The organism is Haloarcula vallismortis ATCC 29715 (assembly GCF_000337775.1).
GTDB classification, from domain to species: domain Archaea; phylum Halobacteriota; class Halobacteria; order Halobacteriales; family Haloarculaceae; genus Haloarcula; species Haloarcula vallismortis.
The window spans coordinates 43,073-58,153 of sequence record NZ_AOLQ01000054.1 but is presented as its reverse complement, the minus strand read 5'-3'; the positions used below and the strand labels follow the sequence as shown (position 1 = coordinate 58,153).

Here is a 15,081-nt window from a genome sequence, read left to right as displayed (position 1 = left end):
GAAGTGTCGGTCGATTCTGTCAACATACTGTTTAGGCCAGCCTAAATGGATAAAGCGTTTTCGAATTTTAGGCAGACCGAAGTTTGTGTCAGTCTCTGCACTCGTGGCCAGAGCCAGACGCTCGCGGACTCAGTTGCCGGTCACCACCCGAAGCTCGGGGAAGTATCGACCGTGGAAATCAAACGGGGCCGCGTGGGGGAGCGACGCTCTGGCGCGCTCCGTAAACGTCTGGCCGTCGAGGACGAGTAGCTGGGAGCGGTCGTCGTCTGCGTCAAGCGCAACGACTAACACCACGCCGTCATCTTCGGGGCCGCCGTCGGGTGCAGGAACAAACACCGGCTCGCCGAAGTACTCTCCGCCGTCGTCGAACGTCTCGACAGCGCCCGTGTCCGTGTCGAGCTTCAGCACACGGCGGGCCCACTCGGTAACGGGGGTATCCATCCCCATCGCGTACACGTAGCGGTGCGGGCGACACCACCGAGCCGGTGAAACAGTCGGTAGCGCGCTGCCGTCCGGATACAGCATCTTGCGTGACACCGTCGCGTCAACGTCGCCGTAGCGAGTCACGTCGCTCCCGGTCCCGAGGTCGACGGTGAACCGCTCGATTCGGCCGACGATAGCGCCCATCTCGCCGGCCCGGAGAGCATCCAGATACAGCGAGTCGATAGTCGTCGCATCGGGTACTGTTTCGAGGTCGAACACGAGTTCCCTGCCGCCGGCTCGTTCGAACGCGTTGACGTGGTGAAAGCCGAACACGGCGTCGATAACCGGTTCAGCGACGACCGTTCCTGTAGTGCGGTCCATGACGATGATTCGGGTTCCACGGTCAGGGTCCCACTCGAACTGCTCGATGAAAGGCGCCTGTCGACCGGGCTTGAGAAACCGTCGGGGGTCAAGTCGAAGCGGGAACTCCGTCAGGACGACGTATCGGGGTGTGAGCGCGAAGCTGTGCATATACGCCGGCTCGTCGGTGTCGACGCTCCCAATGTGTCGCCTGCTCCCATCGGGCGACATAGCAGTGACGTGGTACTGGCTGGTCCGTCCGAACGCCGTGTCGACGTTGACGAGGACGCCACTCGTCGGGTCGCGTTTAAGATGGGCACAGGAGAGTTGCCCTGTCGGCACATCGTCGTCGTGTTCGAGGTGACCAGTCGTTTCGAGCGTGTTCGGGTCGAAGCGCACCTTGCGGGGCGATTCGGTCAGGGCGAGGTACTCGCCGCCGTACCGCTCGGCGATGATGTTCGTGTTGTCGTAGGGGTCGGTCAGAAACGTCGCCAGCCGGGAGCGAAGCGTCGTTTCACCGGTCGCAAAGCCGCCCTCGAACTCGCCACTCGCCGCCGCCTCGTATGCATCCGTTCGGAGGAAGCGATTCCGATAGTGAACGGCGTCGCTGTCAGGGTCGAAGGTAAACCGGTACAGCATCGCGAATCCGTCGAACCAGTGGTCGACACTGCTACCGTTTGGGAGCGAAAACGCGCCGGGCCCGTTCCGGATGAGACTGCCACGGAGCCAGTCGGGAAGTGTCCCGGTCACGGAGATGGATGCCGCTGTCTCGTCATACAGAGAGTGAAATCCGGGGTGGGAGGTCATACCATTGCAATGTGTGCCAGCGGCTAAGTCCTGACGCCCCTGATTTGGGTCTCAGTCCTGGGTCGAGTACGCGTTCCCGCTGACGACGACGCAGTCATCCTGTGACCCGTACGGTCGGTACGACTGCGAGCCCGTCCGGCGACGGCGTACCGACCGCAGCACGTCGGCTTTCACCCACGCGAAGCCGACGACAATAACAGCGAAGCCGGTGACGGTCACCGGGCCGAGCGTCTCGCCGAGCAGAAGCCAGCCGCTGATGGCCGTCACTGCCGGGACCACGTAGGATACCAGGCTGGTTTCAGCGGCCCCGACCGTGCTGATCAGGCGGAAGTAGAGGAGGAACCCGATTGCGCTGGCGACGATGCCGAGATATGCGATTGCCGCGAGCTGTTCGAGCCCGACTGTGACGGTTCCGAACCGCTCCGAGGGCAGCCCCGCGCTGACGGCGTGCAGGATGCCCGCACCGAGCAGTGTCATCCAGGCCTGCAGGCTCACAAGCGGAAGCGAGCTGGTGTAGCGCTCGGTCAGGACTGCGCCGATGGCGAAGGCGACAGCCGAACTGATGAGCAAGGCGACGCCGAGCAGCCGGCCGCCGACCGCGCCCGGTGTCGGGTTCGCGATGATAACCACACCGATGAACCCACAGACAGTGCCGATGAGTTCGTGCGGTCGAGCCCTGTAGCTCGGGATCAGCGTCGATGCGAACGCCGGCGTTACGACCGGCGTGAGACTGAGCAGGATTGCGCCGAAGGAACTCGGGACGTACTGCTGTCCGAGAAACAGGAGCGCGAAGTGTGCGCCGATGAGGACAGTGCCGCCGATGAAAATCAGCGACCAGTCATCGCGGGTCTGTGGGCGCAGTGACCGGCCTCGCCAGAGGGCATAGCCCAGCAGGACGACTGCAGCGATATCGTGTCGGAGTGCTGCCAACAGCACCGGCGGGACGCTTTCGAGACCAGTCTTGATCGCCACAAAGGAAAGTCCCCAGATGAGTGCGAGCGCAGCAAACAGCAAGCCAATATGTCGTGTCGAACGTGTCATTCCAGTAGAGATCAGCTATATGTGCTGGAGGAGTATGAAGCTTCTATCGCCACTGTGACGCACACACACGGCCGCTACTGTCGAATCCGCCGTTCAGAAATTTCGACAGACAGTGTGTATCCGCAGTACTATCGAAGCCAGTTGTACCGAGACGTATTGTTCTACTCGGGGACAGAACACAGAGTTCTCATTCGGTCACCGAGCAGTCTCTCAGAGCACTGTCAGTAACGCAAAAACGAGGAGGGTGCCCACGACGGCAACTACGAGTGGCTGCTCCGGGGTAGCGCCCAAGTGTATTGCCCAGGTCAGGTCGACACCGTGTCGAAATGCCAGCCCGGGTCGGTCCCGGTTTCTTCAATGTGCTCGGACCGGCACGCCGGGCAGCAGTCGGGAACAGCGGTTTCGGACCGAGGAACATACACCGCGCCGTCACACTCCACACAGGCGTCCGCGACGACTGTCACGCAGTCGGTACAGAGATTGAAGTCGTCGACTGTGAGGTCTCGCAGGGGTTCGAGTTGTTTGTCCAAGAGGTACTCGTCGATAGCCGCCTGACAGTTTTGGCACAGTTGCATAGCGATCCAACTTGACGCATGATACCGTGACACAAATAGTTGCTGCCCGGTTATCGATTGTGAAGTTACCAGCGGGTCACTATCCGGCGACAGAACCGGCCAGCAGTGGCAGAGACAGGTGCGGGCTACAGGGCACGGAACACACGAATGGTGTCCCGAGACGTAGGTTCCCGAATAAGTTGTGCGAACCCGAGTTCCGAGAACACCTGCTTCCAGTTGCGGTGATACAGCGGGAACTCATCATTGACGTAGCTCACAGCAGTATCCTCGCGTCCACGTTCGGGGCTGTTACCCTCGTTCTCGGCGATGACGAGAAGATCGCCGGCGATGCGGGCAATCTCTTCGAACACCCATGTGTCATCGGGATGGATGTGCTGGAGCGTCTCGACCGAGTAGACGACATCGAAGGCGTCGTCCTCAAACTCGGTGACAATGTCTTCGAGGGCACCGGTGTAGAACGTCCCCGAATCCGCGAGCCGAGGGTAGTGCTCAGCCATCACGTCGAAGGATTCATCGTTGATGTCGACACCGGTGAGATTCGCATAGCCGTTGTTCTTGAGGTGTGCCAGATGCCGGCCCGAGCCACATCCCAGTTCGATAATCCGGGCGTTATCCTGAACGTAGTGGTCGAGCACGTTGCCCAGCGTCTCACTCACTTCGTTCGGTCCGATTTCAGCGTAGTACGCCGGCGAGAACTTCCCGGAGCGGGAGGCCCAGTCGTCGCGAACGTCGTCCGGGTCCATACCCGCCCTACAGTGTTGCAGAATAAATGTACCACGAAATGCGTGTCAAACGGCCGTGGGCGCAGTCGGGGAGTCACAGTTCACGGTTCTACAGGCCGTCCCCTGCCGGACACGGCGCTGCCAGTGTCGTGGCCTACGGCTCGTACTGGAGCAATCGGTCGGCCCGTGTTTCAAGCTCCGTTTCGTCGATTTCTCCCGACGCATACTGCTGTTTCAGCGTCTCCAGTGAGTCCGGCTCAGTTGCCGCCTCGCGCTGTAACTGTACGTACAGCAGGACCCCTATCGCCACAGCAGCGACGAGGACCGCTGCGAGCAGCAGCCACCAGCCACCCGGGGCCATGCCCATACCCGTTGTCCCACCGTGGGGCCCCATCGGTCCGTGCTGGAGTAGCGCAGTTGTTAGCGGTTGCATCTGGAACACCTCTGTGTATAGCTACGGACTTCACAGCATAATCACGTGCGCTGGTTCCCACAGATTGAGAACGCAGAACGGGTCAGGCGGCCGTGAATAAGCGCTGGAGGGGGTTCTGGAACCAGTGGCATCAGTGGGTCGTGTCACCGGTTCACCCGATTCGGAATTCCCGTCCGTACCAATCATCAATTCGAAGTTCATACGGCGTCGTCGTCGATGTATCGTCCCAACTGACTGGGTTGGGGGCGAACTGTGTGTTGCTGGCCAGCGAAGCAAGGGCCGGCTCTACCTCGTCGTACGTCGCCTCTACCAGCTCACCCGTAACCACAACACTCCGCCACACGGATTGAGGCTCCGTCTCTTCATACACCGTGAACCCGACGGTGGCGTCAGCCGTTAGATAGCGGTGTTTCTGACTGTCGTCGCTCTCTGAGAGGTGAAACGCCAGGCTATCCGTCGCCGGGTCGTACCCGAACGCCACCGGGACCGGATACGGGGCTGCCCCTGTTGGACTGGACAGCGCTAGCACGCCGATTCCGTTGTCAGTGAGGACGTCGACGACTGCTTCGTCACGTAATTCTCGCATCCCGAGTGTAATGTTAACTGGTAATTACTTGGAAAGCAGACCGCATTTTCATTCAGTGGGAACGTGAGAGGTACTTTTCAAATAATGGGTAACAGAACAGGTATGGGCACAGACTCGACCGGGGAGTTTGCCGAGTGGGACGAACAGCGGTACAGCACAAATATCGAGCGGTTCGACGAGCAGCACAAGCGCCTGTTCGGGCTACTGAACGACCTTCACACGGCGATGAACGAGGGTCATTCCGAGGAAGAAGTTGGTGATATTCTCCGAGAACTGGAACGCTACACGGAGTACCATTTCGGTGACGAAGAGGAGTTCATGCAGAACTGTGGCTACGCCATGGACTGCAGCGACTGTTTCTACAACCACCGTGAAATGCACGAGGAGTTCGCCGACAAGGTGCGAGAACTCCGCGAGAAACACGAGAACGGAGAGTACGTCACAATGGAGGTCCTGACAGTCGCCCGGGACTGGCTCGATGCACACATCGCCGCCGGCGACGAGGACCAGAACTACGCGGACTACTTCCAGAGCGAGGTCAGCGACGACTACGAGTACGAACCCGGGCAGCTATATCAGGACCGCACGGCATCCGAGAACCCCGTCCCAGTTGACCGGCAGAGCGAAAACGCCAATGTGGCCCTCGACAGCGACGTCTACGACGGCGGCTCACTTTCAGTCCCGGAGGGGTCAGTAGCGGCCTGGTTCGAAGACCTCGTTTCGGAGCACGGGGATCGGACCGCAGCACTCGCCCGAGAGGACGGCGAGTTCGTCGAGCGGAGTTTCGAGGAGCTGGCCGAGCGGGCGAAGGCAGTCGCTGGCGGACTCCTCTCGACGGAGCTGCGGCCGGGGGACCGACTCGCCATCAGGGCACAGTCCCAGTACAAGTGGTCCGTTCTCGATCTGGCCTGTCACTTCGCCGGACTTGTGCCGGTCGCGCTCTACCCGTCTGCGAGCGACGACCGGGCTGCCCAGATTATCAAACGGACCGGCGCAACCGGACTTGTGGCAGCAGGAGACGTTGCCGAAGACCTCGAACTGGCCGTCGAAACCGTTCTCGATTTCGACGCGCTGCCGACGGCTGCGGCGAGAGTGCTCCCCGGCCTGCAGACGGACGGTGACGAGGTTGCGACAGTCGCGTTCGACGTGGCGTCCCCTGCGGAGAAGGCCGGCTGCTCGCTGACACACCGAAATCTGCTGGCGGCAGCAGAGAGCCTCCGGACGGCGCTTCCTACAGGCTCCGGCGCAACCGGAACGTGTTCCCTCCCGCTTGCACATATCTATCAACGCGTCTCGACGTACTATCTCTGGGCGACCGGGAGCGCCGTCGCCTACCTCGGAGCCGAGGAGTTCGTCGACCAGCTCGCGGCTGTTGAGCCAGATGTGCTCGTCGGCGTTCCGAAGATGTACCAGCAGCTTTACGGGACGATACAGGACCGTCTCGGCGACATGGGGTGGATGAAGCGGAAGGTCGGCGGTCGAGTTACATCCTACGGGCAGGGCATCGTCGAGGGCCGGGGAACGCCGCTGAAATACAGAGCCGCCAATCGGCTCGTCTACAAGCCGCTCCGACAAGCGGCGGGGTTATCGAACCTCACCTACGCCCTCTCCGGGACCGGCCGGCTGGACGATCATCTGCTGTACTTCTTCCGGGGGCTGAGCGTGCCGGTATGCGAACTCTACGGTTCCGTCGGGACAACTGGTGTCGGCGCATTGAATCCGGCGGAGTCCTTCGTAGAGGGGTCAATCGGCGACCCGATGCCGGGCGTGGAAATTGCTGTCTCCGAGAACAGAGAGCTACTGGTCCGCGGCCCGACCGTCCTCGGTGGGTTCCTCGACGACGAACAGACCGGCTCACGGACGCTTCGGGACGACTGGTACCACACCGGCGAAGTCGGGGAAGTTGGGTCGGACGGCACGCTCTCGCTCGTTGAGTGAGCACAGCCCGTGAACAAGCCCGGTTGCAGTGCAATCAGACGGTATCGCGGCCTGCCCGGGTCAGACGAGCCGAAACCCGAGTGCGACAAGTGGCACAAGAACGAGTAGATACGCGGCCGCCGAGATCGCCCAGTCGCGTCGGACGTTTGCGATCCGAGCCGATGGCAGTCGGGAACGTGGGAGCACGACAATGACGAAAAAGACGACCATTAGCGTGTACAGGACAACGGCAGCGAGAACTGCTGCAAGTATCGATGGCCCGCCCAGCAGCCCTTCGCTGGTGAAGAGCACCCAGACGAACAGCGGGCCAGTGAGCCAGCCAGCGATGTAATGGACCACGCTCGCGAGTCGCCCGGGAGCGTTCTGCGGGGCGCTATCGGTCAATACACCGGAGGCGATGAACGGCGGTGTTTCACCTTCCGGCAGTCTGGCCATCACCAGGTCCATCGCGACTGTCGCGACGACACCGGCAACCACACCGAGAACAAATCGGAGTGACACCGTAAGCGTCGTGACAAGAGGTACCGACTCCATGTACCATTGAGAGGGCGGACCCGTATTCTGTCTGACGGTTCGAGCCGACAGGGATACCGATTTGTTGGGTGCGAAAGCCTGTGAGGCCGTACCCCGTAGTGACCCCATGCGCACACAAGACGCGGGACATCGGGCCGCGGCAGTAGCCGCCATTGCGGACCGCGATTACCGTCGCGCTGGGGACGAGTACACGCGAGCAGGATGGCGTGTTCTCTCAGATCCGCGAGACGGTATCGAGCCGTTCGCGCCCGACGAGAAGGGTTGGGTCGGCGACGGACTGCAGTATCTCGCGACGAGCGCGGTCTGTTACCGGGTCGCCGGACAGGAGACGCGGGCCACCCGACGCGGCGTCGAAGGCGTCGCCGTGGCGAAAGATTTGGTCAACGGGCTCGAACACCCAGTGCAACACGCCTGTCTCAACGAATTCGTCGCTGATTTCCGAACCGTTGCGGGACTCGACGGCGTCGAGGCGGCGTACCGCGAGGCGGAAACGGCCTACAGAGACGCCGGGAGTGCTGTCGACAGCCCGCAGACGTGGGGGACAACACCGCTGTTCGAAGCCGCTGCGACACTCATCCAGCAGGTCGCTCGTGGCCCCGCTAACGGCGAAATCGAGCTTCCCTGGGAAGACCTCCATGGCGCGGATCCTGACGACCCCGGTAGCTTCCTCGCACAGCGAGCCGTCGTCAAACGACAGCGGTTCCCCAGTCTCATCGAGCAGGTGATCGACGACGGCTTCCTCGCCACGCCTCGCGGAACCACGGAGTACGACACCGACCACCACCGTTGCCCACACTGTGGCTCGACAGATGTGAACTGGGTCGCAGAGAGCGTCGTGTGTCTGCGATGTTCCCGTCCGACAGCCGAGACAAGCTAATATTCATCTTTCCTCCGCGGAATACATTGAAGTTGCGGATTTATGTTTCCAGATTCTGATTCCTCGGCACTATATACGATATGATAATATCGTTTTCCGGTTTTCGTAACTGACTTGACCTCAAATACCGTCTTATATGGGCATTTTTACTCATGTGAAGAAGAGTAAAAGAGTGGACACCAGAAATCTGTGCAGAGACTGCGGCGGTCACGTCGTCTGTTCGGTCGACTCGGGCGGTGAAGCCGAATCAGTACGCCCTTCGATCAGCAATCGCCGATTGACAACGTGGTCGACGACAGTGGTGCTGTCGAGAATCTCTGTTTCACCGTCGTGGGTTTCTGGATCACCGGCGTACCGCCGTATCTTGAACGAATCCATCGCGTTGCGGTTCTCCGAGACTGGTTCGACGACTTCGAGATACTCGTCGGTGGCGGAGTTGCGGTAGGTCTCGCCCGCAGCAAATCCAACGACGGGGACATCCGCTGGCCACTCCCACGAGAACTGCCGAAGATACTGGTCGAACTGCCAGACGAGATGTGCCGGGTCGAAATCGTCGTCAAGCGCTCCCACAGTGGCCGAGTCGAGCGTCCGGTCCCAGTAGTCGACGACGCAGTCCTTGAGGTCGTCTTGGAGGCAGTCGTCGACCAGTTTCTGTTCGATCGGATAGCCGATCTCGATGGCAACAATCGCGTGTCTGTCGAGATGAGTGAGACAGCGCTGGCATTCGATCTCGAACACGGACAGACCGAGCGGGTTATCAGCAGTCAGGTGCGCCAGTTCGTTCCCGCAACTGGGACACCAGAGAAACAAGACTCCATTGTCTGCACCGGACAGTTCGCCGAGCACAGTCAGGTCATCGAACGTGGTGTCGGCGTCGTTCATCCGGGGCTTAGATGTCGCCCCCTGAACGGAGTCTGGTACGTCACCTGCGTATTTCGCCAGCTTCCGGTCTTTCAGTAGCGACTTGATAACCGAATCGTGCGAGGAGTGGGACTCCGTATCGCGTATTCGTTCTATCTGTTCTTTCGTCCAATCACGTACGCGGATAGTTGCCATTTGTCATACGTTCAAACCGTGCTACAAAAATATTTTCCTTTTATAATGAGGGTTAAGCTTCCTGTGCGACCACCACCGAGAGGTCCGTCACTGACCGGCACCAGTGATACGGCGCTTAATTTCGGTGTTCGAGACACGGATCTGATTGGCCGCTAGCCGGTGAGTCACGAGGTCAAGGAGATCCAGTTCCGACAGCAACCGCCGCGCGTGTGTCTGGCTCAAATCGAGACGCTGAGATACCTCGTCTAGAGAAGTGGCCTGAGTAACGGTCTGTGCGAGCTCGGCCACAGTCACGTCTTGAGAGATACCGAGTCCATCCGCGACGAGATTGTCGTCGCTATCCTGCGAGTCCGCTTCGGCGAGCAGTTCAGCGACAGACCTAGCTCCCAGTCCGTCCGATTCCTGGGATTGACTGTTGTCACTCGCCCTGTCGTCAGAAGGGCCTGACCCGTCAGATGAATCGGTATCGGTGTCGCTGTCAGAATCAGCCTGCACGTCCGTAAGGCTGAGTCCGCCTGCCTGTGGCGTCGTGTCAGTCGGGTCGTGGATATCGTACTCCACCATGTACCGACGGACCGTTTCGGAGGTCACATCGGCGTCAAGCGCCTCGGTCATCTCTGGGAACGTATCACAGGCATCGTAGGCCGCCCGGAGTGCGTCGGGGTCTTTGTATGCTGGCACAGAATCCGACTGCGAGAGGGATTCCGCCAGTTCGTTGGACGAGCTATGCTGCTCGTCTGAGGGGACCGGGATATCGGTTCCGACAGGGACGGTTACAGTCACGTCAATCTCGATCCGTTTATCACTCACGTCGAACTCCTCCGCGTCGACGGATACGTCATCGTGTATCGAGAGACCACCGAATACCGGCGTCGCAAGCGTCAGTTCAGCACTGATTTCGTCGTTGTCTGCGGTCGTCTGCCCCTTGACTGAGACCGATTTGACCTCAGTGGCAGACGAATCCAGACATTCGAGTACCTGCGTGAAAGTCTCAAAGGCGTCACTAACTACCATATGACACCCACGCACACAGGCCCACTATTACATATGGGAACCAGAAACATTTGCGACAAGATGCGGAAAAAGCAGATCTGGCCCCTCGGCCACGCTGCAGTCGGAATACTGTGTGTACAGAATGTGCACAGTAGCGGTGAAATCAAAATTTCAACCAATAATGTACACCCTTAGGGTGTATATTATATTCACTGCCGTAGCAGCGAATTCCGAGATTGGTCAACGGACTAAATTTACACACTTAGGGTGTTATCTATCCCAAATGACAGCGAATGAAGTAAATACCAATATGAGAACGGACCTATAACCGTTCCCAGAGTTCAGCACTCGCATCGCCGACAGCGGTCATGTCTGAATCGTCGACACCAGCGACGCCTGATTCCTGATCGTACACAGGCACCCCATCGATAATCGTCCGGGTCACATCGCCGCGGCTTGCGGCGCTAACGACGTAGTAAGGAGCACTTTCGTCCAACACCGGATTCGGGCCCAGATCCAGCGTGACGAAATCACCACGCTTGCCGACCTCAATACTGCCGACAGCGTCATCCATCCCAAGCACCGCCGCACTCCCGATTGTCGCCCATTCCAGCGCCGTCGCCATGTCGAAGCCGCTCGGGTTACGCTGCTTGAGTTTGTGGATACCGACGGCCGAACGCATGGTCTCGAACATATCCGGATCCCACCCGTCATCACCGAGGCCGATCGTCATCTCGTGGGCTTGCATCGTTTCGACGTCGGCAATACCGACGGCGTTGTTGATGTTAGAATACGGGTTGTGAGCAACGGCAGCGTCGTTTTCTGCGAGAATTTCGATCTCGGACTCAGTAGAATGGACGCAGTGTGCAGCGATGATTTCGGCGTCGAAAAACCCCATGTCTTCTAACGCTGGCACCGGTCGTTTCCCGTAGTTAGAGATGGATTCATGCACGTCGACCAGCCCCTCTTCGAGATGTATCTGGATCGGACGGTCGTCGTCAGTAGCCTTATCGACACACTCCGTAACGATGTCTTCTGTGTTGGTGAACAACGTGTGGAGACAGTAGTGGCCGGACACGGAGTCGTACTGATCTTCCGCTTTGTCGATGAATCGCTGGTTCTCGGCGATTCCGTCTCTGGCCTCGGCTTCGGAGTTCCGGGCCGTCGTCTCGAAGGTAATCATCCCGCGGATCGGCGTCTGTGAAACCCCCTCAGCAACAGCATCGAGACCGCCCGGAAGCGTGTTCGGCCCGGAGTAGTTGTCACAGAAGGTGGTGACACCGCTCTGCAGCATCTCGGCGCAGGAACCCAGTGCGGACAGGCGAGCGTCACGCTCGGTGAACGCCTCGTCGACGTTCCACCAGATGTCGACGAGTGCTTCGTAGAAGCTCTCAGGTGACGCGGCGAGCGGCGCGCCGCGAATTGGGAGCGCGTACATGTGCGTGTGACAGTTCACCAGGCCGGGGATGACGACCTCGTCCGTAGCATCGATCACGTCAGTACCGGACGCGTAGCCGTCCTCGATAGCGACGATGTCACCATCCTCGACAACGACGTGTGCCTCAGAGCGGACCGTACGCTCATCGTCCATCGTGATGAGCGTCCCTGCGTTCAGTATCACAGGTTGGCGGTAACCGTCAATCGACTAAAAGCTACTCCGCCCCAGAACAGCCTTAGCGGCCACTCTCTCACAAGCCGTGTGTGGCCGAGATGTGGCGTCTCACACACCAACTGTTTTCCTCATTCGTCCGGGCCGTTATACCATGACAGATATTCACATCAAAGGCGCACAGGTGGTGACGGCGTCGGGCATACAACGCGGTGAGATTGCGATTTCCAACGGAACGATAGACGCCGCTGGTCCAGCGTCGTCGGTCCCGACTCCCAGCGACCCGGAGACTGTCATCGACGCAGACGGCATGGTCGCGCTCCCGGGGGCTATCGACGTGCACACCCATATGCACGACGACGAACTGTTTCCTGACGGGATCGACTTCGCGTCCCAGACCGCGAGTGCGGTCGCCGGCGGGGTGACGACGGTTATCGAATTACCGACACAGACACCCGTCACAACGCCCGAGGCGCTGCAGGGGAAAGCAGAGACGTGTTCGGCCCTCGCGCACGTCGATTTTGGCCTCGTTGCGGGCAACGTTCAGGACCCAGACATCGACGTGACCGGCATCATGGACGCCGGAACAGCAGATTTCAAGACATTTACCGCCGACCCGTATCTGGCAGACGACGAAACCATCGCTCGACTCATGCGGCGTGTCGGCGATGCCGGGGGCACAGTTCGCGTTCACTGTGAGACGCAGGGACTGCTCGATGACGCGCGGTCGACTGTCGACGGCGACGAGCCAGAGGTGTACATGGACTCGCGGCCGCTCGAAGCCGAACTCGACGCGATTACCCGGGCCGGGTACTTCGCGGAGTACGCCGACTGCCCGCTGCACGTCGTCCACATCTCAAGCGGGAGCGGCGCGCGCGAGGCCGAGCGCTTCAAGTCACGAGCCCACGTTCCAGTCACACTCGAAACCTGTCCACAGTATCTGGCCTTCTCGAAGGGTGACGTTGCCGAAAAGGGACCGTTCCTGAAAGTCAATCCTAGCCTCAAATCCGGCACCGAACGAGAGCGGCTCTGGGATGCAGTGCGGGACGGGACAATCGACCTTATCGGCACGGATCACTTCCCGACCTACCGCGAGACACGCGAAGCCGGCTGGGAAGATATCTGGGAGCCATATGCCGGCCTCCCGGGCGTCGAGACGATGGTCGAGTTCCTCGTCAGCGAAGGCGTCCACGCGGACCGGATATCCTGGCCGCGGCTACGCGAGCTCGTATGTGCAGCACCGGCCCGGAGCGCTGGCATCTATCCGAGAAAAGGCTCGCTGCAGGCCGGAACAGATGCGGACGTGTTGCTCGTCCGAACCGAGGAGTACGAGGTCACTGCCGACGACCACACGTTCGTGGGTGACTGGACGCCATACGAAGGACAGCACTGGAGCGCGCGTGTCGATACAGTCATTGCCGGCGGTGAAATCGTCGCCACGGACCACGAGGTCAAATCGACGACGGGCCGTGGCCAGTTCCTGGACCGCCCGCTGTAGCAGTTTTGATATTCAGGGACATGATGGCTAGCTCACAAATAGGTGTGTGGTGTGTGGGGTATGTGTGAAGGTGTGGCAGCCACCACAGAGACCGTTCGTCTCACAATCGAGTTGCAGCCACAGTACGGTTTTATACCCGGTTGTACTCAGGGTGTAGTATGGGCATGACGCAGGTCACAACCCTCGAGTGTACACTCTGTGGGGCGGAGTACGACCCGAACCAGATCATCTACACCTGTCCCGAACACGAGGGCGTAAAGGGCATTCTCGAAGTAACGTACGACTACGACGCAATCGACGACGCGTTCGACGGCGAGCTTGGCGGGCCGATAGCGAGCCAGTGGAAGTACGAGGCGTTCCTGCCAGTCGCAGCGGACGCCGACGTCGTGACGCTGAACGAGGGCGGGACGGACCTCTTCGATGCGCCGAACCTCACCGACGCGCTGGGCGTCGAGACGCTGGTCAAAGACGACGGGCGGAACCCGACCGGCTGTTTCAAGGACCGCGCCAGCGCTATCGCCGTCACGAAGGCCAAACACGCCGGCCGCGACATCATCACCTGTGCATCGACGGGGAACGCCGCCGCGTCGCTGTCGGGCTATGCCGCCCGCGGGGGGATGGATTGTCGCATCTTCGTCCCCGGTGACGCTCCGACGGGCAAGCTCGCGCAGCCGCTCGTCTACGGTGCGGACGTGCTTGCTGTCAACGGCAACTACGACGAAGCCTACGACCTCAGCGTCGAAGTGACCGAGAAGTACGGCTGGTACAACCGGAACGCGGCCATCAATCCCTTCCAGGTCGAGGGCAAGCGCACCGTCGGCCACGAACTCGCCGACCAGTCCATCGCCCGCGGACACGTCCCGGACTGGGTCGTGTTCTCTATGGGCGACGGCTGTACCATCGCCGGGGCCTGGAAAGGGTTCAAGGAGTTCTACGATCTCGGCTACGTCGACGACCACCCCAAGATGCTGGGGGTCCAAGCCGAAGGCGCGTCGGCCATCCACGACGCCTTCCACGACCACGAAGATATCGACGATATCGCCGAAACGCTGGCCGACTCAATCGCCGTCGGGCGGCCGCGAAACACGATCAAAGCCTGCCGCGCGCTGGAACAGAGCGGGGGGACAAGCGTGCTAGTCTCCGATGAGGAGATTCTGGAGGCCGAAACGCTACTTGGGAGCACCGAAGGGATCTATTCCGAGCCGGCGGGAGCAGCACCTATCGCCGGTGTTCAGACGGCGCTCGACAGGGGTGTCATCGAACAGGGCGAAACCGTCGTCGTGGTGTCTACCGGCTTCGGTCTGAAAGACACGAAAAGCGCCGAGAAGGCGACCGGCGGGGTCGACCGGATAGACCCCGAAATCGCGGAGGTAGAGGGGCTGTACGGCACGGCCGAGGAAGCCGCGGCCGACGACTAACGGTATCGCACAGTTGCCCCGCCACGGACCAGCGCAGTATCAGTTTGCGCTCAGATCCGACACACTGTCAAGTCAAGATGTTGCAGTTCGAAAGTATACAGGTCGCATATCAGACGAATATCACACATTCACACGACATACGAATAGGTATCTTGGGAAAAGTTAAACACATATATTGGTATAAGGATTCTAGTAGGTGGATTGAAAAGAC

Annotated in this window: 14 protein-coding genes; 4 read left to right on the top strand and 10 right to left on the bottom strand. The window is 60.1% G+C overall.

Features of this window, described 5'->3' with window-relative positions:
- Positions 1-129: 129 nt before the first annotated feature.
- The 6 genes from C437_RS12560 to C437_RS12535 form a co-directional block, all read right to left on the bottom strand.
- Positions 130-1,590, bottom strand: coding sequence for a carotenoid oxygenase family protein (locus C437_RS12560; RefSeq protein ID WP_004517337.1), 1,461 nt, complete (start codon positions 1,588-1,590; stop codon positions 130-132).
- 51 nt (positions 1,591-1,641) lie between these two features.
- Positions 1,642-2,631, bottom strand: a complete 990-nt coding sequence (locus tag C437_RS12555) for a DMT family transporter (RefSeq protein WP_004517336.1) — start codon at positions 2,629-2,631, stop codon at positions 1,642-1,644.
- A gap of 305 nt (positions 2,632-2,936) precedes the next feature.
- Entirely contained in the window at positions 2,937-3,206 is a 270-nt protein-coding gene (locus tag C437_RS12550) for a DUF7571 family protein (protein ID WP_004517335.1), read from the bottom strand.
- Positions 3,207-3,331: 125 nt separating this feature from the next.
- A complete protein-coding gene (locus C437_RS12545; RefSeq protein ID WP_004517334.1) occupies positions 3,332-3,949 on the bottom strand; it encodes a class I SAM-dependent methyltransferase in 618 nt (205 codons plus the stop codon).
- A 133-nt stretch (positions 3,950-4,082) separates the two neighbouring features.
- On the bottom strand, positions 4,083-4,361 hold the full coding sequence (locus C437_RS12540) for an SHOCT domain-containing protein (RefSeq protein WP_074654909.1): 279 nt from the start codon (positions 4,359-4,361) through the stop codon (positions 4,083-4,085).
- Between the two features lie 151 nt (positions 4,362-4,512).
- Complete coding sequence (locus C437_RS12535; protein WP_004517332.1) at positions 4,513-4,947, bottom strand: pyridoxamine 5'-phosphate oxidase family protein; 435 nt, start codon at positions 4,945-4,947, stop codon at positions 4,513-4,515.
- Positions 4,948-5,049: 102 nt separating this feature from the next.
- On the opposite strand from C437_RS12535, the gene C437_RS12530 reads away from it, so the two are divergent.
- Positions 5,050-6,885: a bacteriohemerythrin gene (locus C437_RS12530; RefSeq protein ID WP_004517331.1), complete on the top strand. Its 1,836-nt coding sequence runs from the start codon at positions 5,050-5,052 to the stop codon at positions 6,883-6,885.
- A 60-nt stretch (positions 6,886-6,945) separates the two neighbouring features.
- Here C437_RS12530 and C437_RS12525 read toward each other — a convergent pair whose 3' ends face one another.
- Positions 6,946-7,419 carry a hypothetical protein gene (locus C437_RS12525; RefSeq protein WP_004517330.1) on the bottom strand — a complete coding sequence of 158 codons (474 nt, stop codon included), beginning with the start codon at positions 7,417-7,419 and terminating at the stop codon, positions 6,946-6,948.
- 106 nt (positions 7,420-7,525) lie between these two features.
- Between C437_RS12525 and C437_RS12520 the strand changes: the two genes are divergently transcribed.
- Entirely contained in the window at positions 7,526-8,296 is a 771-nt protein-coding gene (locus C437_RS12520) for a hypothetical protein (RefSeq protein ID WP_004517329.1), read from the top strand.
- 207 nt (positions 8,297-8,503) lie between these two features.
- Here the strand turns inward: C437_RS12520 and C437_RS12515 are convergent, their stop codons facing one another.
- The 3 genes from C437_RS12515 to C437_RS12505 all read right to left on the bottom strand — a co-directional run bounded on the left by C437_RS12515 (position 8,504) and on the right by C437_RS12505 (position 11,966).
- A complete protein-coding gene (locus C437_RS12515) occupies positions 8,504-9,352 on the bottom strand; it encodes a hypothetical protein (protein ID WP_004517328.1) in 849 nt (282 codons plus the stop codon).
- Between the two features lie 87 nt (positions 9,353-9,439).
- Positions 9,440-10,366 (bottom strand): hypothetical protein, encoded by a 927-nt coding sequence (locus C437_RS12510; RefSeq protein ID WP_004517327.1) that lies wholly within the window; start codon positions 10,364-10,366, stop codon positions 9,440-9,442.
- Between the two features lie 301 nt (positions 10,367-10,667).
- Positions 10,668-11,966, bottom strand: coding sequence for an amidohydrolase family protein (locus C437_RS12505; protein ID WP_004517326.1), 1,299 nt, complete (start codon positions 11,964-11,966; stop codon positions 10,668-10,670).
- A gap of 142 nt (positions 11,967-12,108) precedes the next feature.
- On the opposite strand from C437_RS12505, the gene C437_RS12500 reads away from it, so the two are divergent.
- Positions 12,109-13,452 carry a dihydroorotase gene (locus C437_RS12500; protein ID WP_004517325.1) on the top strand — a complete coding sequence of 448 codons (1,344 nt, stop codon included), beginning with the start codon at positions 12,109-12,111 and terminating at the stop codon, positions 13,450-13,452.
- 158 nt (positions 13,453-13,610) lie between these two features.
- Positions 13,611-14,870 (top strand): threonine synthase, encoded by a 1,260-nt coding sequence (thrC, locus tag C437_RS12495; protein WP_004517324.1) that lies wholly within the window; start codon positions 13,611-13,613, stop codon positions 14,868-14,870.
- The last annotated feature ends 211 nt before the right edge of the window (positions 14,871-15,081 follow it).